The organism is Vibrio qinghaiensis, from assembly GCF_002257545.1.
Classification (GTDB): Bacteria; Pseudomonadota; Gammaproteobacteria; order Enterobacterales; family Vibrionaceae; genus Vibrio; species Vibrio ordalii.
In genome coordinates this window covers 2,344,293-2,368,196 of sequence record NZ_CP022741.1, presented here as the reverse complement: position 1 = coordinate 2,368,196, position 23,904 = coordinate 2,344,293, and the positions used below count along the sequence as shown (strand labels likewise).

Here is a 23,904-nt window from a genome sequence, read left to right as displayed (position 1 = left end):
CGGATAGTCATTGGTGACATTCCACAAGATTAAGTTAACAAATTAGTACCGTACTCAACTTAACTCGTCAACCATTAAGTTGCTTTTTTATTCGTATCGGATCAGTTTTAGTCAAAAGCGGTAAAAATGAGCAAAATTGATCATGAGGATAACTCTTTGTTGCGCTGAATATTTTCACACAAAAATATTTGTTATTCGTTAAATTCACTCATTCTCAAACAAACAGTCACGTATTTGTCATTTTAAACTTCTACGTTTAGAGCGTAAGAGATTTATCGAATGATAGGAGTTGCTCATGCGTGGTGTAGAACAAATTATTAAGTTTGACGTAGCGTTTTCGCTATTTTGTTTACAGCATCGTTTTAATCAGCCTGTCGCGCAGATCAGCAAAGCCATTTCTCATACTGGGGATGGGCACTTATATGCACTGATTGGTGCTTTAGCTTGGTATTTAGACCCACATCACGGCTATTTGTTATTGATCGTCGGACTGACGGCTTTTGCGGTTGAACTTCCTGTTTATTGGGCGGTAAAAAATAGCTTTCAGCGGCGTCGCCCTGAAGAGTTTTCGCCTTCTTTAACCGCATTTATTACCCCATCAGATCGTTACAGTTTGCCCTCTGGCCATACTGCGGCTGGCTTTGTCATGGCCACATTAATTGGTCATTTTTATCCTCACAGTGAAGGCTTTGTTTTAATTTGGGCCAGCTTAATTGGTTTATCTCGCATCTTGCTCGGGGTTCATTTTCTGACCGATATTGTGATTGGTGCTTTGCTGGGGGTGAGTAGTGCGCAATTTGCTTTGTGGTTGATGGAGAGAAGCCTTTGAAAATTCTATATGGTGTCCAAGGTACCGGAAATGGCCACATTGCTCGTTCACGGGTGATGAGTGAAGCATTAAAAGACGCTAATGTTGATGTGCAATTTTTATTTTCAGGGCGCGAAAAAGAGAAATACTTCTCAATGGAAAGCTTTGGTGAATATCAAACTCGGCGCGGCTTTACCTTCTTCACTGAGCAAGGGCACGTAAATTACGTTAAAACAGCATCGAATAATAACTTGCTGACTTTTGTCAGAGAGATAAAAACGCTCGATTTATCAGCGTATGACTTAGTGATCAATGATTTTGAACCCATTTCCGCATGGGCGGCTAAGCAGCAAGGTATTCCATGTATTGGAATTAGCCATCAAAATGCCTTTCGCCATAATGTGCCGTTGAAAGGAGCAAGTTGGCTAGATAAGGTGATCATTCAACAGTTTGCGCCCGCTAATTACCACGTGGGGTTACATTGGTATCATTTTGATCAACCGATCCTTCCTCCGATTATCTACTGTTCGGATCAGCATACGTCTAGTGAGCATTTCATTTTGGTTTATCTTCCATTTGAACATATCGATAACATTCTTGACCTACTTTTTCGTTTTTCAAATCAAATATTTACTTGCTATCACCCTTCTGTTATGGAAATCCAATGTATTGAAAATGTGAATTTGCACCCTTTGTGCCACACTCGTTTTCAATATGACTTGCATCGCTGTGATGGCGTGATTGCTAATGGGGGCTTTGAATTACCATCAGAAGCGCTCTCATTGGGTAAAAAGTTGCTGCTTAAGCCATTGCTGGGCCAGTTTGAGCAGCAAAGTAACGTTGCTACTCTTGAGAATCTTGGGCTTGCTGCATCTATGGAATTTTTGGATCCGTCAGCGTTGCGCCGTTGGTTAGATGAAAACCAGGCCGAACGAGTGGTTTATCCCAATGTGGCTAAAGCCTTGGTTGAATGGATACAAAATGGTCAATGGGATAACCATAGCGATCTTAGCCAATCTTTATGGCGGCAGGTTGATTTTCCCAGCTATGTGTCACTTAGCTAATATTGACGAAACGCTTTAAATTTTGACGTAATTAATTTATTTGGTGAATGCATTGAAGTGAAGGTCTGTTATTTATAACTCAGTTCAATGTTTTAAATAAAATGCATAAATTTTTCTGTTTTATGGTTTTTTATAAAAACACATCATACTGATAAATAAGAACAATCTTTTTGTTCGGATAAAAAAAACTGATATTTTATCAATCTTGTTGCTAATCGATAAATGCTTAGCAGATAGTAGCCTCCACCCAGTCGTGTCTGGGTAAATATAATAATGACAGGTTATCTATTCTAAAAATTTACTTTTACAGTATTGACGATAACAACAAGAGGCGTCCCAAAAATGTTAGATAAAAAAGATGCAATGAGCGCTATTGCTAGTTACCGCATGGAAAGCACATTACGTGGTGTGGATTTAAACCTGTTGACTGTTTTTGATGCAGTAATGCAAGAACAAAACATTACTCGCGCCGCCCATAATTTAGGTATGTCTCAACCTGCAGTGAGCAATGCGGTGGCACGTTTAAAAGTGATGTTTAATGATGAACTGTTTATGCGTCAAGGTCGCGGGATTCAACCGACCCAACGCGCGCGTCAGTTGTTTGGCCCGATGCGCCAAGCTCTGCAATTAATCCGTAATGAATTGCCAAGTTCTGTGTTTTCTCCTGAGACATCAACACGCTTGTTTAAATTAGCGATTTGTAGCCCTTGTGATATACGTTTCGCGGCGAAAATTATGTCATCAGTTCATGAGCAAGCACCTTTGGTCCAACTTCATCTTGATGCGGAATTTAACCGCTTGTTAGCCGAGCGTATGCGTTATCAAGAGATCGATTTTGTGATTGATTATGCACGTTTTGATGAGCAAGGTTTCTCCAGTACGGAAATTTTCCAAGATGAATTAGTGGTGGTGGCATCCAAGTTTCACTCTCGAATTCAGGGAGCCGTTAGCGCTGATAGTTTAATGGTCGAAAAGCATGCAAAGTTGTCTCGAGTGCACGGTCAACGCAGTTTTCCTGAGCAAGCATATCGCGAATTAGACTGTGTGCCTTCTTATGAAGGTACCAGTTTAAGTAACGTGCTTTATGTGGTTGGCCAGTCAGAATTGGTGACAATTGCGCCTCGTTGGATGGTTGAGAATGCGGCTAACCGAGATCAGTTACAAATCCTCGATTTCCCATTTGCAAATGGTCAAATCAGTGGCTATCTCAGTTGGCATGAGTCTAGCGAAAAAGACAAAGGCCATATTTGGTTGCGTGATCAGTTAATGATTATTTGCGGCGAAGTTGTTGCATTGAACTAAACGTTTACTTGTTAATTCGTACTGTGATCTAAACTTATTGATACGCCTCTTTTAGCCTTGAATCGGTTATACCCATTCAGGGCTTTTTTCTATGGATGTTTATTTTTTCTATGGATGTTTATATGCATGTTTAATCGATAACTTTGATATCAGTCAGTTGCCTTTTTTGCTTCTAAATGTACACTTGTGCGCTCAAAAAGCTTACATGTGTAAGCGATAGGTAAAAAAGATGTCCAATTTAAATTTTCATATCGTAACCAGAATTCGTGAACAAATAGTGAAAGGCGGCGAGTGCATTGCTCTAAAACACAAAATAGAGAAAGAGTGGCATGGGATCAGCTGGAAGCAATTTGGTCAACGGATCGATGCGATGTCACTTGCACTTTTAGCACAAGGTATAAAAATCCAAGATAAAGTCGGGATTTTTTCTAATAACATGCCGCATTGGACGATAGCTGACTTAGCCGTTTTACAGGTAAGAGCGGTGACAGTTCCTATTTATCCAACCAATACGCCAGCGCAGGCTAGTTATATTATTCAAGATGCTGATGTCAAAGTGCTCTTGGTTGGTGAACAGGCACAATACGATGCGGCACTGGATTTTTTTGATGAGTGCGAACAGCTTAAATTAATTGTCGCCATGAGTGATGGCATTGATCTAAAAAGTTTTCAACATGGCATCCATTGGCATACTTTTATTGAACAAAATACAGATGGCCAGCAAGCGGAATTAGAGTCTCGCCTTGAACAGGCGAATATCGATGATCTGCTGACGCTTATCTATACTTCTGGCACCACAGGCCAGCCTAAAGGTGTAATGCTCGATTACCGCAATATTGGTGCTCAGCTTGAAGGCCACGACGAGCGCTTAAATATCACCAGCGATGATGTGTCACTCTGTTTTTTACCGCTTTCGCACGTGTTTGAGCGAGCGTGGACCTTTTATATTCTTTACTGCGGTGCAACTAACTGTTATTTGCAGGATACGATGCAAGTACGTGATGCATTGAGTGATCTAAAACCAACGGTAATGTGCGCCGTTCCTCGTTTCTACGAGAAAATATTTTCTGCTATCCATGAAAAAGTCTCGAAAGCGCCGCTGTACCGTAAAGTGCTGTTTACTTGGGCTGTTAATATGGGAGCTAAGATGGCTCTTTGCCACCAAGAAACACGCCAACCATCCTTCATGTTGAAAAAGAGCTACGCGTTAGCCGACAAAATCGTGTTGTCTAAATTGCGAGCATTGCTTGGTGGGCGGATTAATTTCATGCCTTGCGGCGGCGCAAAATTAGATGAAACCATCGGCCGATTTTTCCATGCCATTGGCATTAACGTGAAGTTGGGCTATGGCATGACGGAAACCACAGCAACGGTTTCTTGTTGGGATGACCGGTGTTTTAATCCTGATTCAATCGGTATGTCGATGCCTGGAGCTCAGGTCAAAATTGGTGACAACAATGAAATTCTAGTTCGCGGGCCAATGGTTATGCGCGGTTACTATAAAATGGCCGAAGAAACGGCGTTAGCATTCGATGAACAAGGTTTTCTCAAAACAGGAGATGCTGGACGCATTGATGAGCAAGGTAATGTCTTCATCACCGATCGTATCAAAGAGTTGATGAAAACCTCCGGTGGCAAATACATTGCGCCACAAGTCATTGAGGGGGCTATTGGTAAAGATCACTTTATTGAACAGATTGCAGTGATTGCTGACACTCGTAAATTTGTATCGGCTTTAATTGTGCCTTGTTATGACAGCTTGGAGGTTTACGCCAAGGAGCTCAACATCAAATATCATGACAGATTAGAGCTTATCAAGAACAACCAAGTGGTTGAGATGTTAGAAAAGCGAGTCAATGATTTACAAAAAGAGCTAGCCAAATTTGAGCAAGTGAAAAAGTTTAAATTATTACCTAAGGCTTTTTCAATGGACAAAGGTGAGCTGACGCCGACTCAAAAACTGCGTAGAAAAGTCATTAGCGATCGTTACCAAGATGAAATCGAAGAAATGTACAAAGAAAAGACTAAAGGCGAGTAGATTATCTTAAGATAGTTTTTGAATTGTTTAAAAATCCTCCATTTGCTTTTCAGATAAAGCGTGGGGGATTTTTTATATTACGATGGAAGTTAAGTCTCGCTTCCTTATGACGTTACATTGCTGAATGGTAATATTTTTTGCTTTATTTTTGCTAATTATGCATGAATTTAGCTGTTTTTAATGCCAGTTTTACGATAGTTGCCTAATAAAATTCCATTTAACCAAATATTCGCCAAAGTGTGCGCTATTTGGTGTTCGACCCGATGATAAGAAAGAGTTACAGTTGTTGCGTTACCTTGTTTTTTGTTATGACAAAAGCAAGACATAGCCGAAAGTGGAAAGTTTTCGAATTAGGCTACAAATAAGCCCTAAACTATGTAAAACCAGGCCCATTTACTGACCATGTGTTGGGTACTGGTAAGGAGAAAAAATGGCAACGCAATCCAATCAACAGATGTTATCTGGCGCAGAGATGGTGGTTCAATCTCTGATCGAAGAAGGTGTAGAGCAAATATTTGGATACCCAGGCGGTTCCGTTCTTGATATTTACGATGCGCTGCACGCAAAAACCGACCAAATTAAACATGTCCTTGTTCGCCACGAGCAAGCGGCCACGCATATGGCGGATGGCTATGCTCGAGCAACCGGAAAAACGGGTGTGGTACTTGTTTGCTCTGGCCCAGGGGCGACGAATACCGTCACAGGAATTGCTACCGCTTACATGGACTCAATTCCAATGATTGTTATATCAGGCAACGTGCCAAATAACCTCATTGGTAATGATGCGTTTCAAGAATGCGACATCGTTGGGGTTTCTCGTCCGATCGTCAAACACAGTTTTCTTGTAAAAAAAGCTGAAGATATTCCTGAAACCATTAAGAAAGCCTTTTATATTGCTTCAACAGGGCGTCCTGGCCCTGTTGTGATCGATCTACCTAAAGATGTGTTGAATCCTCAGATCAAACTCCCTTATACATATCCTGAGTCAATCAAACTGCGCTCATACAACCCAACCACTTCTGGTCATAAAGGGCAAATTAAAAAGGCGCTAAAAGCGTTGTTAGAAGCCAAAAAACCCGTATTGTACATTGGTGGTGGCGCTGTTATTTCAGGCGCAGATCAGCACATTTTACAACTGGCTGAAACGCTCAATTTACCCGTAGTCAGCACGTTAATGGGGCTTGGTGCTTTCCCGGGGACTCATAAAAATGCGTTAGGCATGCTTGGAATGCATGGCATGTATGAAGCCAATATGGCGATGCACAATGCGGATTTGATTTTCGGTATTGGCGTGCGTTTTGATGACCGTACAACCAATAATCTAGAAAAGTATTGCCCGAACGCTAAGATCATGCACATTGACATTGATCCTTCGTCGATCTCTAAAAATGTGCCAGTCGATCTGCCGATAGTAGGCTCCGCTGATCAAGTATTGGAAACGATGCTGCAATTACTCAGCGAACAAGGTGGCTGTAATGATTCGCAGGCGCTTGAACTATGGTGGCAAGATATCCAAAGCTGGCGCGACCGCCAATGCCTAGCTTATGAGAAATCCAGCGAACGCATTAAGCCGCAGCAAGTGATTGAAACTTTGCATAAACTGACTAATGGAGACGCATATGTGGCCTCCGATGTTGGTCAGCACCAAATGTTCGCCGCACTTTATTATCCATTCAATAAGCCTCATCGTTGGATCAACTCTGGCGGTTTGGGCACCATGGGATTTGGTTTACCCGCGGGAATGGGGGTTAAATTTGCCATGCCAGAAGAAGAGGTAGTGATTGTCACTGGGGACGGCAGTATTCAAATGAATATTCAAGAGCTTTCTACTGCGTTGCAATATGATATTCCAGTGAAAATTATTAACTTAAACAACCGTTTTCTTGGCATGGTAAAACAGTGGCAAGATATTATTTATCAAGGACGTCACTCTAATTCTTATATGAGTTCTGTTCCCGATTTTGCAGCCATTGCAGAAGCTTATGGCCACGTTGGCATCCGTATCTCGCAGCCTGATGAACTTGAAGCCGGGCTTAAAAAAGCACTCGATATGAAAGATCGACTGGTTTTTGTTGATATTAATGTGGATGAAACGGAGCACGTCTACCCAATGCAAATTAAAGGCGAAGGGATGGACAAAATGTGGTTAAGCAAAACGGAGAGAACATAATATGAGACACATTATTTCAATATTAATGGAAAACCAATCGGGTGCTTTGTCTCGCGTTGTTGGTCTATTTTCTCAACGTGGTTATAACATTGAATCACTAACGGTTTCGCCAACCGATGATGCAACATTGTCACGCTTAAACATCACCACTAAGACCGATGAAATGCAACTTGAACAAATTCAAAAGCAACTGCATAAGTTGATTGATGTGCTTAAAGTGCAAGAAGTGTCAGAGTGTGAACACATTGAACGTGAGCTGATGATGGTGAAAGTCAAAGCCAGCGGTTTTGCGCGTGCCGAAGTGAAACGTACGGCTGATATTTTCCGTGGGCAGATCGTAGATGTCACTGCGGCGCAATATACTGTGCAGCTTGCTGGAACCAGCGAAAAACTCGATGCCTTTATTCAAGCGTTGTCGGAAGTCACTGAAGTAATCGAAGTCGCGCGAAGTGGCGTGGTGGGGATTGCTCGCGGGGAGCGAGCGCTTAAAGCTTAATTTACCGAGCTCCCTATCGAAATAAGAAAGGCCACATTTTATGTGGCCTTTTTGTCATTTAGTGCTTTTACTGGAGAAGTGCTTAGTGAAGAATACGCGCACGAATGGTGCCGCTGATGCTTTTCAGCTTAGTCAGAGCTTCCGCAGAGCGAGCGGTTTCTACGTCAATCACTACATAACCGATATCCGCTGACGTTTGTAAATATTGAGCGGCGATATTGATCCCTTCTTCGGCGAAGATGGTGTTGATTTGTGTCAGAATACCCGGACGGTTTTCGTGAATATGCAGTAAACGCGAACTATCGCGGTGAATTGGCAGCGATACTTCAGGGAAGTTCACGCTTGATAAGGTTGAGCCGTTATCTGAATATTTTGCCAATTTACCGGCTACTTCAATACCGATATTTTCTTGTGCTTCTTGCGTTGAGCCACCAATGTGAGGTGTCAGAATGACATTATCAAAATGCATCAGTGGGGATTCAAAAGGTTCAGAGTTTGTGGCGGGCTCTTCTGGAAATACGTCTATTGCCGCTCCAGCTAGATGGTTTGATGCCAATGCATCGCAGAGTGCGGGAATGTCGACTACCGTTCCGCGTGCTGCGTTGATAAAGATAGATCCAGGCTTCATGCGTGCAAACTCTTCTTTACCCATCATATTTCTAGTCTCTGGAGTTTCAGGCACATGCAGAGAAATGACATCACATTTATTCAGTAGCTCGCTCATGGTATGTATTTGCGTTGCATTACCGAGTGAGAGTTTGTTTTCTATATCATAGAAATAGACTTGCATACCGAGGTTTTCGGCAATGATACCGAGCTGGGTGCCAATGTGGCCATAGCCAATAATACCTAAGCGTTTACCGCGTGCCTCATAAGAGTTATCAGCACTTTTTTTCCAAATACCACGATGCGCCAATGCATTTTTTTCAGGAATCCCACGCAGTAGTAGCAGTGTTTGGCCTAAAACGAGTTCAGCAACACTGCGAGTATTCGAAAATGGTGCATTAAAGACAGGAATACCGCGTTTTGCGGCGGCATTGAGGTCAACTTGGTTGGTGCCAATGCAGAAGCAGCCGATAGCAACCAACTTCTCTGCCGCGTTGATTACCGCTTCGGTCAAATTAGTGCGCGAACGAATGCCGATGAAGTGAGCATCTTTCACCGCTTCGATCAGTTGTTCATCACCCAGAGAACCTTTGTGATACTCAATATTGCTGTAACCAGCCGATTGCAGTACTTCAACCGTTGAAGGGTGTAGCCCTTCGAGGAGTAAGATTTTGATTTTGTCTTTTTCGAGTGAAACTTTGGCCATTATTCTCGTCCTTAAAAATGGGAAGGTGGGCAAACACGGCGCACATAAAGCAAAAGGGCTAATGTAAAGAGGAAGATTAACCATTTTGTTGGAAGACAAACGTTTTCCTTGTGCGTCTTCTGACCAATAAAGTAACAAACTTTTTTTGTTTTGGGTAAGAAAATTACGAAATAAGGCATGATTTTCTAGGACATAGCGAAGAAAAACGGCACCCATGGGTGCCGTTTGTAATGAAATAACGGAAAGTAGCCTTATTTTGTGACTTACTCTTCGATTTTGGCACCATTTTCCGTGCCAGTGATGACGACATCAGCACCTCGGTGAGCGAATAAACCAACGGTTACTACGCCGACAATCCCATTAATTTTATCTTCTAATGCTTTGGCATCAGTAATTTTTAGTCCGTGCACATCCAAGATAACGTTACCGTTATCCGTTATTACGCCATGGCGATAGGCTGGATCACCACCAAGCTTAACCAGTTGACGTGCCACATAAGAGCGCGCCATTGGGATCACTTCAACTGGAAGTGGGAATTGACCTAGAACATCGACCGCTTTTGTGCCATCAACGATACAAATGAATTTATCCGCAATAGCGGCAACGATTTTTTCTCGAGTGAGCGCAGCGCCGCCGCCTTTGATCATATCGCGCGCAGGGTTGATTTCATCTGCGCCATCAACATAAATATCGAGTTGATCGACATCATTGCAGTCGAACACTTCAATACCTAGGCCTTTTAGCTTCTCTGTTGAGGCGATAGAGCTTGAAACTGCACCTTTAATATCATCTTTAATCGAACCCAGTGCATCAATGAAGTGATTCACCGTTGAACCCGTACCCACACCAACGATGCTGCCTTTTTCTACATATTTGAGTGCGGCCCAGCCGGCGGCTTTTTTCATTTCATCTTGAGTCATGCCAATCTCCTGATATCGATTTATAGTGACGGTAATGTTGCGGGGCGATTATAGCCTCAATAATTTATGATTCCCATTGCCAGATTTGGCTTGGAGTCACTATTTGAGGTAAAGGTATATCCCATGCTTCGCTCGGCAGATGAGTCACTTGTTGGCAATCATGAGCTAAACCTATGGGTAGGGCACCTTTACCCGTTTTAAACCAAGCTTCTAACGTACGATCATAATAGCCGCCGCCCATCCCGAGCCTTTGCCCTGTTTGATCAAAGGCCACCAATGGTGTGCAGATGATATCTAGCTCATTTACTGGTTTGATCAATGTTTGGTTGAGCTTGGGTTCGGCAATGCCGTATTTATTTCGCGTCATTATGGTTTGAGCATCATAGTGCAAGAACAATAAATTCCCACTCGAGAAGGGGTGCAAAACGGGAAGATAGGTCTGTTTGCCTTGTTGCCATAACCACGCTATGAGCGGTTGTGTTTCAAGCTCACCATCGGTCGCTAAGTAGAGGGCAATGTGCTGACTCGTTAAAACTTCAGGCAGTGTTGAAAAACGAGAGACAAGTTCAATTGAAGCGTGTTTTTGCTGCGTAGGTGATAGCTGTTTACGCCGCTGGCGGATGACTTGACGAAGTGTGTGTCGAGTGTTTTGCATAAGGATACCCCAGAGTGCCGTTGCGGATTTTGGCCCTTGAACCAGCTGGTTCAAGGCGGATCAGCAATGGTAACCGCAGGCTTCTCGGTACGAGCCGAGCTTGCTCAATAGCTACCAAGTACTAACCCTTTGGTGTTGCTTATCGGCTCAGGGACTTAAATCCGGCTGACAAACACTCTAGGGTAAATTTGGTTACGCTGGTAAAGACTACTGCTGTCCTAGCTTCACTTTACTGATGGCATCTTCAAGAGATGCAGCGAGCTGTTCCATGCGCTCGGTTAATTGATTTTGTTGGCCTAGGCTCTCATTGTTTTTAGTTTGCAATTCATAACAAATGTTGAGCGCAGCAATCGTGAGTAGTTTTACTTCATTAGTAACTTTAGTACGCTCTGCCATCTCTTTCAATCGGTTATCAAGATCTTGTGCCGCTTGGATTAAAGACTGCTCTTGTCCCGCAGGGCAATTCACACGAGTCAATTTTCCTAAAATTTCTACGTCTACCGCTTGATTACTCATGATGGATGAACTCTTATCGCGCTGTCTAAGATGGTGCCACTCACATGCCCATCGAGGTGGAAACTATAGGTAAAGCGGCCCTAAGATTCAAGCTTTTCAAAGCGAGCAGTAAAAAATGAGGGACTAAAAACACAGTTATTAGGCAAATTGAGTAAAAGCTACCCACAATTAACGCTTTGAGCATTTTCGCATTGGAAGCTAAGTGGTAGGATCGCGCTTATTTGATTTTATTACGAGCTTCCCATGAGCGAAAAAAAACAACCGGATTATCTTTCTCTTGCCACTGCCCTTCAATCTGCAGCACTTGCGGTTAACCCTGCTGAGTTGCATGGGTTGCTAACGGGCATGCTAGCGGGTGGTCTGGGCTTAAATGATAAGAGCTGGCAGCCACTTATTTTTGATTACACTAACGAAGGTATGGGTTGGCCAGATCGTCCATTGACATTGGCTGAACAAGTACTCACCTTTACAATCGAAGAGCTCACTGGCAGCGAGATGGAGTTGTCACTGCTGTTGCCAGATGAAGAGGCGAGTGCCAGTGTATTTGATTTGGCTGATGGCGTAGCCGACTGGGTAAATCACTTCATTTCTGGGCTTGGCTTGATTGGGGTTGTTTTGAAAAAAGCGTCCGCAGAAACTAAGGAAGCCTTGGCTGATCTAGAAGAAATTGCCAAGCTCGGTATCGATGAAGAGGATGATTTGGATGAGCAAGCTCAACTTTTGGAACACGTCATTGAGCATGTAAAAGCTTGCGTGTTAACAATTCATGCTGAATTTGGTATCAAACCTCTACAAGAAACTCAGCCGACCGTGCATTAAAGAGAGGTTACTGTGAAGCAATTTGATGTGATTATCGCTGGTGGGGCGATGGCTGGTGCGACACTGGCGTTGGCCTTAGATACGCTTTCTCAAGGAAAGCTTGCGATTGCTGTGGTCGAAGCGCATCCGCTGGATGATAAGGTCGCCCATCCCGGCTTTGATTCGCGTTCAATTGCTTTATCCTACGGTAGCGTGCAAATTTTGCAAAATCTCTGCTTGTGGCCATCACTGCAAGAGGTCGTCACCCCAATTACACATATTCATGTGTCGGATCGGTCTCATATTGGGATGACCGATATTACTTGCCAGCAACTCGATTTAGAAGCATTAGGTTACGTGGTTGAATTAGCCGATGCGGGGCAAATTTACGCGCAAAAAATGCAGCAGAGCCCGCATATTGAGTTATTTTGCCCAAGCGCGGTTCAGCAAGTGGAACGCAGTATGGATAAGGTCATTGTCACCCTTAACGATCAACAAACGATCCAAGCTAAATTATTGGTCGCAGCTGATGGGGCGATATCGACCTGCTGCGAGCAAATCGGCCTCATCCAACAAGAGCATGATTTTGAACAGGTCGCGGTTATTGCTAACGTGGTGAGCTCAAAAACTCACCAAGGACGAGCGTTTGAACGATTCACCGCCGATGGTCCTGTAGCGTTATTACCAATGAGTGATAATCGACTCTCTCTAGTTTGGTGTTTGCCTCCCGCGAAAGCCGAGCAAGTTTTGTCACTCAGTGATGAGGGTTTTTTAGCACAGCTTCAAGATGCGTTTGGTTGGCGTTTAGGGCGAATGAATAAAGTAGGCACTCGTGCCTGCTATCCATTACAACTGCGTTATCGAGAGCAGAACATTTCACATCGTTTTGCCATAGTGGGCAATGCCGCTCAGACATTACATCCGATTGCGGGACAAGGTTTTAACTTAGGTATTCGAGATGTGGCAAGCTTGGCGGATGAGCTTATCAAGCAGCAAGCCGATGTTGGCTGCTATCGCGGTTTACAAGCTTTTTCCCAACGCCGAGAAGCGGATCGTGATGCCACCATTAAGCTGACATCATCACTGGTGCATCTCTTTTCCAATGATTGGTTAACCACTCGTATTGGTCGCAATGTAGGCCTCATGATGATGGATAATTTACCGTGGCTGAAAATGCCGCTACTGCGCCGAACGCTTGGCGTAGTGAATAGATAAAAGGGTCTGTATATGATGCAAAGTGTCGATATTGTCATTGTGGGTGGCGGAATGGTTGGCCTTGCACTGGCCGCCGCATTAAAGCATAGCGAACTGCGCATCGCCGTGATTGAGGGCCGAGTGCCCAGCCTTGAACTGGCAGAGCTGCCTGATGTGCGAGTCTCCGCCTTAAGCCGTTCCAGTGAAATCATGTTGCGAAACCTTGGTGCATGGCAAGGTATTATTTCTCGTCGCGCTGCGCCTTATTCGGCGATGGAAGTGTGGGAACGCGATAGTTTTGCGCGGATCGAATTTAGTGCCAATCAAATGACTCAGCCGGATCTGGGACACATTGTTGAGAACCGCATCATTCAATTAGCCTTACTCGAACAAGTACAAAAGCAAGCGAATGTGACACTCTTTATGCCCACTCAATGCCAATCGCTGGCTGTCGGAGAGGGTGAGGCGTGGCTAACGCTCGATAACGGCCAATCACTCACCGCAAAATTGATAGTGGGGGCGGATGGCGCAAACTCTTGGGTTCGTCAGCAGCAAGACATTCCATTAACCCATTGGGATTATGGACACAGTGCGCTGGTGGCAAATGTCCGCACGGCGGAACCACATCAATCGACGGCAAGGCAAGTGTTTACACCACAAGGTCCGCTGGCCTTTTTACCTATGTCTGATCCTCATATGAGCTCAATCGTTTGGTCTACAGAGCCCAACCGAGCACAGCGCTTGCTCAGCCTGTCTGAGCTCGAATTCAATAAGATACTGACCGCTGAGTTTGATCATCGTTTAGGTTTGTGTGAGGTGGTTGGTGAACGTGCCGCTTTCCCACTTAAAATGCGTTATGCCCGAGATTTTGCCTTACAACGAATCGCACTCGTTGGTGATGCGGCGCACACCATCCATCCGCTAGCCGGGCAAGGCGTTAATTTAGGTTTACTTGATGCTGCAAGCTTAGCTCAAGAACTACTCGCGTTGTGGCATCAAGGTGAAGATATTGGTTTGCTTAAAAATTTGCGAGGTTATGAACGTTGGCGAAAAACAGAAGCTGCCAAAATGATTGCCGCGATGCAAGGTTTCAAAGATCTTTTTGAAGGTGATAACCCGGCGAAGAAACTGATCCGTGGCATTGGCATGCACTTGGCTGGGCATCTTCCTGGGGCCAAAGATGAAATTATGAAAAGAGCACTGGGTTTAAAAGGTGATTTACCTGATCTGGCCAAGAGAAAAATGGTGCTGCTTGAGCCCTAACCGTGATTAACCTAATGATGGCAAAAGGGCTGGCTTATGGCCAACCCTTTTAAAATTCTTTAATGAAACTCGTATTATGCGTAGGCGCAGCGTAGTCTCATGATTTCCTGATTCACTTCCTTCACCGTCTGAAAGTGGCGCTTGTCTGCGCGCTCTGGCAAGATCAGTTTGCCATTATCGAATTCAAATTTTCCAACCCCGTAAATATAGATTCTTCCTTTAAAAAGTCGACTTACGTGTTTAGCTATCATACCAGGCGTATAGCGCTTAAACAGTCTCATACTTCACGATCCTTCTGTTATTCTAACACTGCAAATTATAAATAAATTGCGCCTCTAATAGTGTGATTACCCTAGAGGAATATGCAGTTATTGGTGACTCTTTTGGATATTTGTGCTGCCGTAGGCAGAATGTTGGATAAATACCCATGTTTACGTGATTATCTCCTCAAAATAGTGCTGATAAAAAATGTTCAGTGCACCATTCACTTGATGCATATTAAGCACGATAAATATTACACTTTAAAGAATAGCTGCTGTTTCCGGAAAGTGTTAAATTTCGGTTAAAAAATGGACTAAAAAAAGCCCGCTTAAATAATAGGCGGGCGAATAGTCACAGATGCATTACACAAAAAGTGGATGTCCTGAAACAATCAGTGGATTCACTTTTTTGTTGGTCAGGGCAACTTTTTGTTTGCCCTTAGCCAACATCGTCAAGAGTACGTTAAAACAAACAAACCGACTATTTATGTTTTTAATATGATTAAAGATTCATTGATAATGTTGTGTAATTTAGAAAGCGATCACGCACAGAATGTAATCCATTACATTCTTTTTCATAAAATCTATTTGAGATAGGCGAGTGTGATAAAGGATACGCCCCGTAAAGAGGCGCATGGTCAATATGAGGAAGAAACTTATTCGTCAGTAAGAGAGTAGGGGAGAGCTTGCATAAACCAACGAGTGTTTGGTTGGCTAGCAAGACGAAACTCAGTTTCTGAATCGAGATTGTTTGGTAACACCACTAAACCGATAGCGGTATTATCAGCAAACGTGTGGTGAACCATTAATTGCCCAGCACTACGCCAGTTTTCTCCAACTGAGCGTTCGATCATGATTGGTTGATCATTACTTAGCGGTTGCTCAATGTTGCCTTGAAGGATGTACATTGCACGCTTATTAATACCTCGATATTTAGCGCGAGCGACGGTTTCTTGGCCTGTGTAACACCCTTTATTAAAGCTGATACCATTAAAGGCCTGAAGATTAACGGCTTGCGGTATGTGCTCATTTTGATCCGCTTGATGAAGGACGGGGACCGCTTCTTCGATATCAAAGCGAGTCCACGTTTCCTCGGTGACTTTCAGTGCTTCACTTTGCGTCATGAGCTGTTGCGCGGTTTGCTCTGAAACAAGTAATAGCCAACGTTGGGATGAGATTTTGATGGCGCTACCGCCGTCAATCAAACGCACCTCACCTTCATCCGCCGTTAATGTATTGATATATTGCTCAGCTTGTTCGCCCATAACACCCAGTGCGATGTCTTGGCTCTGGCTGATATTGACCTTAGAAAAAATAGCGTATTTTTTCAGCTCTCTTAATTCAGCCTCTATCGCTGATAAAGGCTGGAACATCGCATAACCATCGTGATGGTGGAACAGGCGAAAGACCGACCACACTTTGCCCTTCGCATCACAATGGGCGCCTAAGGTTGACTGTGTTGGTTCAAGAGTGACGACATTACAGGTCACTTGGCCTTGCAAATAGGCTTTTTTATCATTGCCTGAAATGATGATAGCGCCCCAGGATGCAAGATGAGTCAGCATCAGTGGTGGAAGTGAGTCATTGGCGGTTACTGCGAGAGGTGTCAATGTGTTTTGCCAGTCCATAGTCGTTACCTAAAGAGAATCTTGAGCCCCATGTTAATCCGGAAATTTTTTTTTGTCAGCTTGAACAGGGACTGTGACTCATCTACTAGTTGTATCTTCATCCAGTTGATACACTCAACGCAAATAAACATAAGGTGAGGAAAACCGATGTACACCACTGAAGAAAAAGCAAGAATCAAGTGGGCATGCCGTCGTGGAATGTTAGAGCTCGATGTGGTTGTGATGCCGTTCTTTGAAGAGTGCTTTGATTCTCTGAATGAAAATGAGCAACGAGATTTCGTTTCCCTACTTGAGTCTGACGACCCTGATCTATTTACTTGGATTATGGGGCATGGTCGTAGCGAAAATCTTGGGCATGCGGCAATGGTGGATAAAATTGTTGCCCACAACCTCAGCAAAGTGCGTTAATTTCGTATTATTTCCTTCCCATTTTGCCCGCATTACTAACGTCATTTTTTTGATGATAGCCGTGTGGGCATTATTGATATCGCCCATTCCACTCGTCACGCTTCCCTTATTTTTCGCTCTTCTTATTATCGCGCAAAAGAGTACCTCACTGTTAGTCCCTAGCTTAATCGGCCAATTCAAGCTCACGAGTCACGGTGAGTGGCAATCTGCCGACCAGAACCTGTCCATTGAAAAGGTTTCTACACAGTTTGCGTTTATGGTGTTGATCATTTATGCACAACAAGGTAAGCGCTATCTAGTGTGGCGCGACAGTTGTGTGGAAACGGATTATCGCCGTTTATTGGTGCAGCTTCGGCAGGTTACCCATAACCAATCACCAACAATAAAGGAGCGATAAACGCTCCTTTATTCATTCGGTCAACTTGACGCCAACAGATGATCGTTGGCGAGGTTACTCGTCTGGCGTTAGGATCGTTGGGCCACTATTTTCGGCTAACTCTGGGTAATCGAGCGTGTAGTGCAAACCGCGGCTCTCTTTACGTTGCATAGCACAACGCACCATCAGCTCTGCCACTTGCAGTAAGTTACGCAGCTCAAGCAGGTTATTTGAAACGCGGAAATGACTGTAGTATTCGTGGGTTTCTTGTTGCAGTAATTGAATGCGGCGTAGTGCTCGCTCTAAGCGCTTATCTGTGCGGACAATCCCCATGTAATCCCACATAAATAGGCGCAGTTCATGCCAGTTATGTTGGATTACGACCTCTTCATCAGAGTTATTGACCTTACTTTCATCCCAACCGGGTAAGCTTGGTGGGAGCTGAGCCGTTGGTAATCCTTTTAAAATATCCTTTGCCGCTGACCAAGCATAAACGACGCATTCTAATAGAGAGTTCGACGCCATTCGGTTAGCACCGTGCAAACCGGTGTAGCTAACTTCGCCGATCGCATACAGGTTATGCAGATCCGTTTTACCTTGTTTATTGACAATAACGCCACCACAAGTGTAGTGCGCCGCAGGAACAATCGGAATCGGTTCTTTGGTCATATCAATGCCCAAATCCATCAAGCGTGTATAAATGGTTGGGAAATGTTTTTCAATAAAATCGGCCGGTTTGTGGCTGATGTCGAGATACATACAATCAGCGCCTAAGCGCTTCATCTCATAGTCGATGGCGCGAGCCACGATATCACGAGGAGCCAGTTCGGCACGTTCATCAAAATCGAGCATGAATCGTGAACCGTCTGGGCGTCTTAAAAAAGCGCCTTCGCCACGTAGTGCTTCTGTCAGTAGGAAGTTGCGTGCTTCAGGGTGGAAAAGACAAGTTGGATGGAATTGATTGAACTCAAGGTTCGCCACTCGGCATCCTGCACGCCACGCCATTGCGATACCATCACCTGAGGAAACATCAGGGTTAGAGGTATATTGATACACTTTTGAGGCGCCGCCCGTGGCTAAAACGACAAACTTAGCGCGGATCGTTTCAACGTGTTCCTCATTGCGGTTCCAAACATAAGCGCCAACTACTCTTTTTTTATCGCCACCGATTTTATCTTCGGTGATTAAATCCAGCGCATTGTGACGCTCAAGGATAGTAATGTTGGGGTGATTATGAACATTGTCTTGCAAGGAGGTTTGCATTGCCATGCCAGTGGCGTCAGCCGCGTGCAGGATGCGGCGATGACTATGACCGCCTTCACGAGTTAAGTGATAGCGAGGTGCTTCATCACTGTCATTCTCTTCTCTGTCAAAAGGAACGCCACCATCGATAAGCCACTGAACACACTCTTTAGCATGCTCGGCTATGAAACGGACAGTATCCTCTTCACAGATCCCTGCACCCGCAATTTGAGTGTCTTCGACGTGTGACTCAATACTGTCTGATTCGTCAAAAACAGCGGCAATACCTCCCTGTGCGTAATAAGTGGCACCTTCACTGCGTGGTCCCTTACTCAGTACAATGACTTTACTGTGTTTTGCTACGCGTAGTGCGAGCGATAAACCAGCTGCGCCACTGCCTACGACTAATACATCGCATAGATGTTCACGGTTTGCGTTCATAAAACTTTTAAATTCCCGAACTAGAGTAGAGTTGTCCAACTCTCATTTTAAATATGCATTGCATCTATCTATACTCTTGAAGTGATTCAGCCGCAAGGTTTATCCACCAACGGTATCGCTATGGCTTCAAGCCAATAGCAGTAGAGAAAGATTTGATGCAATACTTTGTAAATGCCATTGTCTTTCGTCTTATCGACCCTCACTATATTGGAGATCCCCTATAGTGAAATTAGATCACATTTATTGAATAATGCTTGGCAAATATTTTTAGACAGAATGGAACTTTCTATTCTCCCTTGAGTCACAATAGTGCTCATGTAAGCGGTGGTGTCAATACTACATTTTGCATAATGAATGCCCATATCTGAGAAGGTAAGGGGAATAACAATAGGAGTACAGGCTCGAATGAACGAGCAGCTGACCGATCAAGTATTGATTGAGCGAGTTCAGAGTGGAGATAAGCAAGCATTTAACCTTTTGGTTTTAAGGTACCAAAATAAAGTCTGCAACCTTATTTCTCGGTATGTGAGCAATTCCGGAGATGTAGCCGATGTCGCACAAGAAGCGTTCATCAAAGCGTATCGGGCTATCCCAAGTTTTCGCGGAGAGAGTGCCTTTTACACTTGGCTATACCGTATTGCTGTTAATACCGCTAAGAATCACATTGTAGCCCAAAGTCGTAGACCGCCCGCTAGCGATGTTGATGCTGAAGATGCTGAATATTACGAAAGTGGCAACGCATTAAAAGAAATATCGAACCCTGAGAACATTACGTTGTCGAAAGAATTGCAGCGGGTCGTTTTTGGTGCGATAGAAGCGTTGCCTGAAGATTTGAAAACTGCGATGACCTTGCGTGAACTGGATGGTTTAAGTTACGAGGAAATAGCAGAAGTCATGGATTGTCCTGTAGGAACGGTGCGTTCTCGCATCTTCCGTGCTCGTGAAGCGGTAGAAAAGAAGATTAAACCTCTTTTATAGCGCTCAAACTGGTAACGAAAATGGTGAATAAATAATGGCTGACAAAGAAAGACTTTCAGCACTCATGGATGGGGAAATGGTCGATAAAGCGCTCATTCAAGAATTAGAGCTCGACCAAGAAAGTTTGCAAACGTGGAAAAATTACCATTTGATTGGTGATGTGATGCGTGGAGATGCCCCAGTCCGAGCTGAGTGGGATATTGCACAGAGCGTCGCGTTAGCATTGGATGACGAACCCGCACACAGTCGTTTACAATCTGCTTCGGTTATTGATTTTCGTGATGCAAGCCGTGAGTCTCAGCCGACGCCAGCTCAAGCTCGTCGGCAGTTGCCGGCTTGGCTTTCCCAATTTGGCCAGGTTGCGGTTGCTGCGTGTGTGTCGTTTGTGGTGATTTTAGGTGTTCAACAATACGGTGGCCGTGATTCAGGAGTGGATCAAAACGACCAATTACCCGTACTGCAAACCATTCCGTTTGCTGGCAGCGCAGAGCCTGTGAGCTTAACGCGTGATTCAGTAGAGCGCCAAACCAGCGAAAGCCGCGTGCAAGAACAACGTCGCCGCGTAAACGCATTATTGCAAGACTACGAGCTGCAACTTCGCCTGAACAGTGAAAGTGCAAGCCCACATAACGATGTACTTGAATCGGTAGTTGAATGAATAAATTTCTGATCAGTGCACTGGCGCTGTTCAGTTTGAACTCTACATTAGCCTTTGCAGAAGACCAACCTGCAGAGGCTTTGTTGCTTCAAATGAACGAGGCCAGTCAGCATTTAAATTATGAGCTGTCTTACATTCTGATTAAGAAAAACAGCATCGATCCACTACTGTATCGTCATGCAAGTCAAGGCGATCAGCAATTTGCCCATCTCGTTTATCTCAGCGGCCCGATCCGTGAAGTAATTCGCCGTGGTAATGAAGTGAGTTACATTGAACCTGGGGTAGAACCGTTCACCATTGAGTCAAGCACTATGGTTGCGCCGACGATTCCGATGCTAACCAGCAATGTCACCGAATTAGGCCGTTACTACGATTTCGTCAAAGTTGGTCGTGCGCGTGAAGCGGGCACGGCTTGCCAAGTGGTGCGAGTGGTACCGAAAGATGGATTACGCTATTCCTACATTTTATGGGTAGATGAAGCCAGCAAATTGCCATTGCGAGCTGATTTAGTCGATCGCGACGGCGAGGTGCTTGAGCAATATCGCACGATTTCTTACGCCATTAGCGACAAATTAGCACAGGCGATGCAAGGGCTAAATGACGTTGAGTTACCCGAGGTGTTGACGTTACCAAAAGGCAACCTTACGGAAAGTTTTTGGCAAGTGAGTTGGAAACCAGAAGGTTTTGAACCTAAAGAACTCAACCGTTATCGCATGGCGATTACTGAGCGTTTGGTCGAGAGCCAGATGTTCAGTGATGGGCTATTTAGTTTTTCTGTCTATATTTCCGATAGTGACAACCATTCGCTGAAAGGCCAACTGGTTCGTCAAGGCCGCCGTACCCTGCATAGTGTGGTGAAAGGAAACAATGAAATCTCAGTGGTCGGTGATATTCCACCGGCAACGGCGCAGCGCATTGCTCAATCGGTGACGTTTGTCCAGCCTGCGGCGCTCTCAACAGAGGCAACCAAACCATGATGACGGCGTTAGCAACAGTCACCGCTGTTCAACCTGATGCTAACGGGTTTCACGTTGAACTCAGTTGTCAGCAGCAGACAAGTTGCAGCAGTTGTTCGTCCTCCAAAAGTTGTGGTACTGGGATCGTATCGAAAGCAATTGGCAATAAAGCGTTGTTATGGCAACTCGATACGAAAAAACCAGTCAAGCAAGGCCAGACGGTTGAAATCGGTTTCCCCGAAAAAAGCTTGCTTCAATCGGCCGCCTTAGTGTATTTGGTGCCGCTTTTTATGATGATGTTTGGCGCTTGGCTGGGTGAGAGCCTCTTGGCCCCTTTGCTAGGTTTAGGTGAGGGCATCGTGATCATCACGGCCGCGGTTTTTATCGCGCTGGGGATCGGAATTGCCAAACGTTGCTCTGTGGTTCTTGAAAAACGATCGCAGCAAGAGGTGGTTTTGGTTCGAGTCCTTGGTGAACCTATCGCCTAATTTATGATGCGAACCCTACCGAAATTGGGTAGAATCGGCCAACTTTATGGAAACGCCGCTTGATGTGGCTTTCTTGTGTCCCTTTTTTCAAGAGTTTAGTCATCCCAAATCTATGAAGCACATTCGTAACTTTTCGATTATCGCCCACATCGACCATGGTAAGTCGACCCTATCTGACCGTTTGATCCAAGTTTGTGGTGGATTAAGTGATCGTGAAATGGAATCTCAAGTTCTAGACTCTATGGACCTTGAGCGTGAGCGTGGCATCACCATCAAAGCACAGAGTGTGACGCTCGATTACAAAGCAAACGATGGCGAGACATACCAGCTCAACTTTATCGATACTCCTGGACACGTTGACTTTTCTTATGAAGTTTCCCGTTCTTTAGCCGCCTGTGAAGGTGCTCTATTGGTAGTGGATGCTGGTCAAGGCGTTGAAGCGCAAACATTGGCTAACTGCTATACCGCCATTGAAATGGATCTTGAAGTTGTCCCGATCCTAAATAAGATTGATTTGCCAGCCGCAGAGCCTGAACGCGTAGCGGAAGAAATTGAAGACATCGTCGGCATTGATGCTATTGACGCAGTGCGCTGCTCTGCGAAAACAGGCCTTGGCGTGGATGAAGTGCTAGAAAAAATCGTTTCTGGTATTCCGGCTCCTGAGGGCGATCCTGCTGCGCCGCTGCAAGCGTTGATCATCGATTCTTGGTTTGATAACTACTTAGGTGTTGTCTCTTTAGTGCGAGTGAAAAATGGTGCGCTGAAGAAAAATGACAAAATTAAAGTGATGAGCACAGGCCAAACTTGGGGTGTTGACCGTTTAGGTATTTTTACGCCAAAACAAGTCGACAAAACCATGTTGAACACTGGTGAAGTGGGCTGGGTGGTTTGTGGTATTAAAGATATCCTTGGCGCGCCCGTCGGTGATACCCTGACCAGCGCGAAAGATCCGTGTGAAAAAGCATTGCCGGGCTTTAAAAAAGTGAAGCCACAGGTGTACGCGGGGCTTTTCCCTGTCTCTTCTGATGATTACGAAAACTTTCGTGATGCATTAGGTAAACTGAGCCTAAACGATGCCTCGTTATTCTATGAGCCAGAAAGTTCGGCCGCTCTTGGTTTTGGTTTCCGTTGTGGTTTCTTGGGTATGCTCCACATGGAGATTATTCAAGAGCGTTTAGAGCGCGAATACGATCTTGACCTTATCACCACTGCGCCAACGGTAGTCTATGAAGTGAAGAAGACCGATGGCACGATGCTTTATGTTGATAGCCCGGCTAAATTGCCTGCGGTGAACGACATTGAAGAGATTCGTGAACCGATTGCGCGTTGTAACATTTTGACCCCTTCTGAATATTTGGGTAACGTCATTATGTTGTGCGTTGAAAAACGTGGCGTGCAGGTTGATATGGTCTATCACGGTAACCAAGTCGCCTTGACTTATGATGTGCCGATGGCCGAAGTGGTGCTTGATTTCTTTGACCGCTTGAAGTCAACGTCTCGTGGTTATGCATCACTTGATTATGGTTTCCAACGCTTTGAAGCTTCAAGCATGGTCCGTGTGGATATCTTGCTAAATGGTGACAAAGTTGATGCGCTAGCCATCATCACTCACAAAGACAATTCGCAAACGCGCGGTCGTCAAGTGGTTGAGAAAATGAAAGAGTTTATCCCTCGCCAAATGTTTGATATCGCGATTCAAGCGGCGATCGGTAACCACATTATTGCTCGTTCAACCGTGAAGCAGCTGCGTAAAAACGTACTGGCGAAATGTTACGGTGGCGATATTAGCCGTAAGAAAAAACTGCTTAAGAAGCAGAAAGAAGGTAAGAAGCGCATGAAGCAAATTGGTAATGTTGAGTTGCCACAAGAAGCCTTCCTTGCCATTTTGCACGTAGGTAAAGATTAAGCATTGCTTTGGCTTTCTTATGCATGC

Annotated in this window: 23 protein-coding genes and 1 other RNA gene; 16 read left to right on the top strand and 8 right to left on the bottom strand. The window is 44.6% G+C overall.

What is annotated here, in order from left to right:
* Positions 1-295: 295 nt before the first annotated feature.
* The 6 genes from CCZ37_RS10920 to ilvN all read left to right on the top strand — a co-directional run bounded on the left by CCZ37_RS10920 (position 296) and on the right by ilvN (position 7,878).
* Entirely contained in the window at positions 296-829 is a 534-nt protein-coding gene (locus tag CCZ37_RS10920; RefSeq protein ID WP_094500524.1) for a phosphatase PAP2 family protein, read from the top strand.
* Positions 826-1,872 carry an MJ1255/VC2487 family glycosyltransferase gene (locus CCZ37_RS10915; protein ID WP_208613915.1) on the top strand — a complete coding sequence of 349 codons (1,047 nt, stop codon included), beginning with the start codon at positions 826-828 and terminating at the stop codon, positions 1,870-1,872. Before CCZ37_RS10920 ends, CCZ37_RS10915 begins: the two co-directional genes overlap by 4 nt.
* A 342-nt stretch (positions 1,873-2,214) precedes the next feature.
* Entirely contained in the window at positions 2,215-3,174 is a 960-nt protein-coding gene (leuO, locus tag CCZ37_RS10910; RefSeq protein ID WP_094500522.1) for a transcriptional regulator LeuO, read from the top strand.
* 229 nt (positions 3,175-3,403) lie between these two features.
* On the top strand, positions 3,404-5,212 hold the full coding sequence (locus CCZ37_RS10905; RefSeq protein WP_094500521.1) for an AMP-dependent synthetase/ligase: 1,809 nt from the start codon (positions 3,404-3,406) through the stop codon (positions 5,210-5,212).
* A gap of 430 nt (positions 5,213-5,642) precedes the next feature.
* Positions 5,643-7,382 (top strand): acetolactate synthase 3 large subunit, encoded by a 1,740-nt coding sequence (locus tag CCZ37_RS10900; protein ID WP_094500520.1) that lies wholly within the window; start codon positions 5,643-5,645, stop codon positions 7,380-7,382.
* A gap of 1 nt (position 7,383) precedes the next feature.
* Positions 7,384-7,878, top strand: coding sequence for an acetolactate synthase small subunit (ilvN, locus tag CCZ37_RS10895; RefSeq protein ID WP_010319822.1), 495 nt, complete (start codon positions 7,384-7,386; stop codon positions 7,876-7,878).
* A gap of 82 nt (positions 7,879-7,960) precedes the next feature.
* Here the strand turns inward: ilvN and serA are convergent, their stop codons facing one another.
* The 5 genes from serA to CCZ37_RS10870 form a co-directional block, all read right to left on the bottom strand.
* Positions 7,961-9,190, bottom strand: a complete 1,230-nt coding sequence (serA, locus tag CCZ37_RS10890) for a phosphoglycerate dehydrogenase (RefSeq protein ID WP_094500519.1) — start codon at positions 9,188-9,190, stop codon at positions 7,961-7,963.
* A gap of 263 nt (positions 9,191-9,453) precedes the next feature.
* On the bottom strand, positions 9,454-10,110 hold the full coding sequence (rpiA, locus tag CCZ37_RS10885; protein WP_010319820.1) for a ribose-5-phosphate isomerase RpiA: 657 nt from the start codon (positions 10,108-10,110) through the stop codon (positions 9,454-9,456).
* Positions 10,111-10,174: 64 nt separating this feature from the next.
* Positions 10,175-10,765: a 5-formyltetrahydrofolate cyclo-ligase gene (locus CCZ37_RS10880; RefSeq protein WP_010319819.1), complete on the bottom strand. Its 591-nt coding sequence runs from the start codon at positions 10,763-10,765 to the stop codon at positions 10,175-10,177.
* A 2-nt stretch (positions 10,766-10,767) separates the two neighbouring features.
* A non-coding RNA gene (gene ssrS / locus CCZ37_RS10875) (6S RNA) lies at positions 10,768-10,952 on the bottom strand.
* A 20-nt stretch (positions 10,953-10,972) separates the two neighbouring features.
* Positions 10,973-11,281: a cell division protein ZapA gene (locus tag CCZ37_RS10870; RefSeq protein WP_010319818.1), complete on the bottom strand. Its 309-nt coding sequence runs from the start codon at positions 11,279-11,281 to the stop codon at positions 10,973-10,975.
* 243 nt (positions 11,282-11,524) lie between these two features.
* Here CCZ37_RS10870 and CCZ37_RS10865 point away from each other — a divergent pair, with 243 nt between their 5' ends.
* The 3 genes from CCZ37_RS10865 to CCZ37_RS10855 are packed head-to-tail and all read left to right on the top strand — an operon-like array spanning position 11,525 to position 14,536.
* On the top strand, positions 11,525-12,100 hold the full coding sequence (locus CCZ37_RS10865) for a YecA/YgfB family protein (RefSeq protein ID WP_094500518.1): 576 nt from the start codon (positions 11,525-11,527) through the stop codon (positions 12,098-12,100).
* A 12-nt stretch (positions 12,101-12,112) separates the two neighbouring features.
* Positions 12,113-13,294: a 2-octaprenyl-6-methoxyphenyl hydroxylase gene (gene ubiH, locus CCZ37_RS10860; RefSeq protein WP_094500517.1), complete on the top strand. Its 1,182-nt coding sequence runs from the start codon at positions 12,113-12,115 to the stop codon at positions 13,292-13,294.
* A 12-nt stretch (positions 13,295-13,306) separates the two neighbouring features.
* Positions 13,307-14,536 (top strand): FAD-dependent 2-octaprenylphenol hydroxylase, encoded by a 1,230-nt coding sequence (locus tag CCZ37_RS10855; protein ID WP_094500516.1) that lies wholly within the window; start codon positions 13,307-13,309, stop codon positions 14,534-14,536.
* Positions 14,537-14,610: 74 nt separating this feature from the next.
* Here CCZ37_RS10855 and CCZ37_RS10850 read toward each other — a convergent pair whose 3' ends face one another.
* Together CCZ37_RS10850 and ygfZ are read right to left on the bottom strand one after the other, a co-directional pair.
* Entirely contained in the window at positions 14,611-14,817 is a 207-nt protein-coding gene (locus tag CCZ37_RS10850) for a DUF1107 domain-containing protein (protein WP_010319814.1), read from the bottom strand.
* 635 nt (positions 14,818-15,452) lie between these two features.
* Entirely contained in the window at positions 15,453-16,424 is a 972-nt protein-coding gene (gene ygfZ / locus CCZ37_RS10840) for a tRNA-modifying protein YgfZ (RefSeq protein ID WP_094500515.1), read from the bottom strand.
* A gap of 147 nt (positions 16,425-16,571) precedes the next feature.
* Here ygfZ and CCZ37_RS10835 point away from each other — a divergent pair, with 147 nt between their 5' ends.
* Entirely contained in the window at positions 16,572-16,832 is a 261-nt protein-coding gene (locus CCZ37_RS10835) for an FAD assembly factor SdhE (protein WP_010319812.1), read from the top strand.
* A 52-nt stretch (positions 16,833-16,884) separates the two neighbouring features.
* On the top strand, positions 16,885-17,229 hold the full coding sequence (locus CCZ37_RS10830; protein WP_244187297.1) for a protein YgfX: 345 nt from the start codon (positions 16,885-16,887) through the stop codon (positions 17,227-17,229).
* A 54-nt stretch (positions 17,230-17,283) separates the two neighbouring features.
* Here the strand turns inward: CCZ37_RS10830 and nadB are convergent, their stop codons facing one another.
* On the bottom strand, positions 17,284-18,891 hold the full coding sequence (gene nadB, locus CCZ37_RS10825; RefSeq protein WP_010319810.1) for an L-aspartate oxidase: 1,608 nt from the start codon (positions 18,889-18,891) through the stop codon (positions 17,284-17,286).
* Positions 18,892-19,296: 405 nt separating this feature from the next.
* Here nadB and rpoE point away from each other — a divergent pair, with 405 nt between their 5' ends.
* From rpoE to lepA, 5 genes are all read left to right on the top strand, one after another.
* Entirely contained in the window at positions 19,297-19,869 is a 573-nt protein-coding gene (gene rpoE / locus CCZ37_RS10820) for an RNA polymerase sigma factor RpoE (protein WP_026027282.1), read from the top strand.
* Positions 19,870-19,903: 34 nt separating this feature from the next.
* On the top strand, positions 19,904-20,527 hold the full coding sequence (locus CCZ37_RS10815) for a sigma-E factor negative regulatory protein (RefSeq protein WP_094500513.1): 624 nt from the start codon (positions 19,904-19,906) through the stop codon (positions 20,525-20,527).
* A complete protein-coding gene (rseB, locus tag CCZ37_RS10810; protein WP_094500512.1) occupies positions 20,524-21,504 on the top strand; it encodes a sigma-E factor regulatory protein RseB in 981 nt (326 codons plus the stop codon). The genes CCZ37_RS10815 and rseB overlap by 4 nt, the downstream gene beginning before the upstream one ends.
* A complete protein-coding gene (locus tag CCZ37_RS10805; RefSeq protein ID WP_010319806.1) occupies positions 21,501-21,971 on the top strand; it encodes a SoxR reducing system RseC family protein in 471 nt (156 codons plus the stop codon). Before rseB ends, CCZ37_RS10805 begins: the two co-directional genes overlap by 4 nt.
* Before the next feature lie 112 nt (positions 21,972-22,083).
* On the top strand, positions 22,084-23,877 hold the full coding sequence (lepA, locus tag CCZ37_RS10800; protein ID WP_010319805.1) for a translation elongation factor 4: 1,794 nt from the start codon (positions 22,084-22,086) through the stop codon (positions 23,875-23,877).
* The last annotated feature ends 27 nt before the right edge of the window (positions 23,878-23,904 follow it).

What these genes read in the sequence shown, in the direction of transcription:
- rpoE (WP_026027282.1), top strand. Translation starts at nt 19,297, where the DNA reads ATGAACGAGCAGCTGACCGATCAAGTATTGATTGAGCGAGTTCAGAGT.
- CCZ37_RS10815 (WP_094500513.1), top strand. Translation starts at nt 19,904, where the DNA reads ATGGCTGACAAAGAAAGACTTTCAGCACTCATGGATGGGGAAATGGTC.
- serA (WP_094500519.1), bottom strand. Translation starts at nt 9,190, where the DNA reads ATGGCCAAAGTTTCACTCGAAAAAGACAAAATCAAAATCTTACTCCTC.
- nadB (WP_010319810.1), bottom strand. Translation starts at nt 18,891, where the DNA reads ATGAACGCAAACCGTGAACATCTATGCGATGTATTAGTCGTAGGCAGT.
- CCZ37_RS10835 (WP_010319812.1), top strand. Translation starts at nt 16,572, where the DNA reads ATGTACACCACTGAAGAAAAAGCAAGAATCAAGTGGGCATGCCGTCGT.
- rpiA (WP_010319820.1), bottom strand. Translation starts at nt 10,110, where the DNA reads ATGACTCAAGATGAAATGAAAAAAGCCGCCGGCTGGGCCGCACTCAAA.
- CCZ37_RS10805 (WP_010319806.1), top strand. Translation starts at nt 21,501, where the DNA reads ATGATGACGGCGTTAGCAACAGTCACCGCTGTTCAACCTGATGCTAAC.
- ilvN (WP_010319822.1), top strand. Translation starts at nt 7,384, where the DNA reads ATGAGACACATTATTTCAATATTAATGGAAAACCAATCGGGTGCTTTG.
- CCZ37_RS10850 (WP_010319814.1), bottom strand. Translation starts at nt 14,817, where the DNA reads ATGAGACTGTTTAAGCGCTATACGCCTGGTATGATAGCTAAACACGTA.
- leuO (WP_094500522.1), top strand. Translation starts at nt 2,215, where the DNA reads ATGTTAGATAAAAAAGATGCAATGAGCGCTATTGCTAGTTACCGCATG.
- CCZ37_RS10900 (WP_094500520.1), top strand. Translation starts at nt 5,643, where the DNA reads ATGGCAACGCAATCCAATCAACAGATGTTATCTGGCGCAGAGATGGTG.
- CCZ37_RS10920 (WP_094500524.1), top strand. Translation starts at nt 296, where the DNA reads ATGCGTGGTGTAGAACAAATTATTAAGTTTGACGTAGCGTTTTCGCTA.
- CCZ37_RS10880 (WP_010319819.1), bottom strand. Translation starts at nt 10,765, where the DNA reads ATGCAAAACACTCGACACACACTTCGTCAAGTCATCCGCCAGCGGCGT.
- CCZ37_RS10905 (WP_094500521.1), top strand. Translation starts at nt 3,404, where the DNA reads ATGTCCAATTTAAATTTTCATATCGTAACCAGAATTCGTGAACAAATA.
- CCZ37_RS10830 (WP_244187297.1), top strand. Translation starts at nt 16,885, where the DNA reads ATGATAGCCGTGTGGGCATTATTGATATCGCCCATTCCACTCGTCACG.
- lepA (WP_010319805.1), top strand. Translation starts at nt 22,084, where the DNA reads ATGAAGCACATTCGTAACTTTTCGATTATCGCCCACATCGACCATGGT.
- CCZ37_RS10870 (WP_010319818.1), bottom strand. Translation starts at nt 11,281, where the DNA reads ATGAGTAATCAAGCGGTAGACGTAGAAATTTTAGGAAAATTGACTCGT.
- ygfZ (WP_094500515.1), bottom strand. Translation starts at nt 16,424, where the DNA reads ATGGACTGGCAAAACACATTGACACCTCTCGCAGTAACCGCCAATGAC.
- CCZ37_RS10865 (WP_094500518.1), top strand. Translation starts at nt 11,525, where the DNA reads ATGAGCGAAAAAAAACAACCGGATTATCTTTCTCTTGCCACTGCCCTT.
- CCZ37_RS10855 (WP_094500516.1), top strand. Translation starts at nt 13,307, where the DNA reads ATGATGCAAAGTGTCGATATTGTCATTGTGGGTGGCGGAATGGTTGGC.
- rseB (WP_094500512.1), top strand. Translation starts at nt 20,524, where the DNA reads ATGAATAAATTTCTGATCAGTGCACTGGCGCTGTTCAGTTTGAACTCT.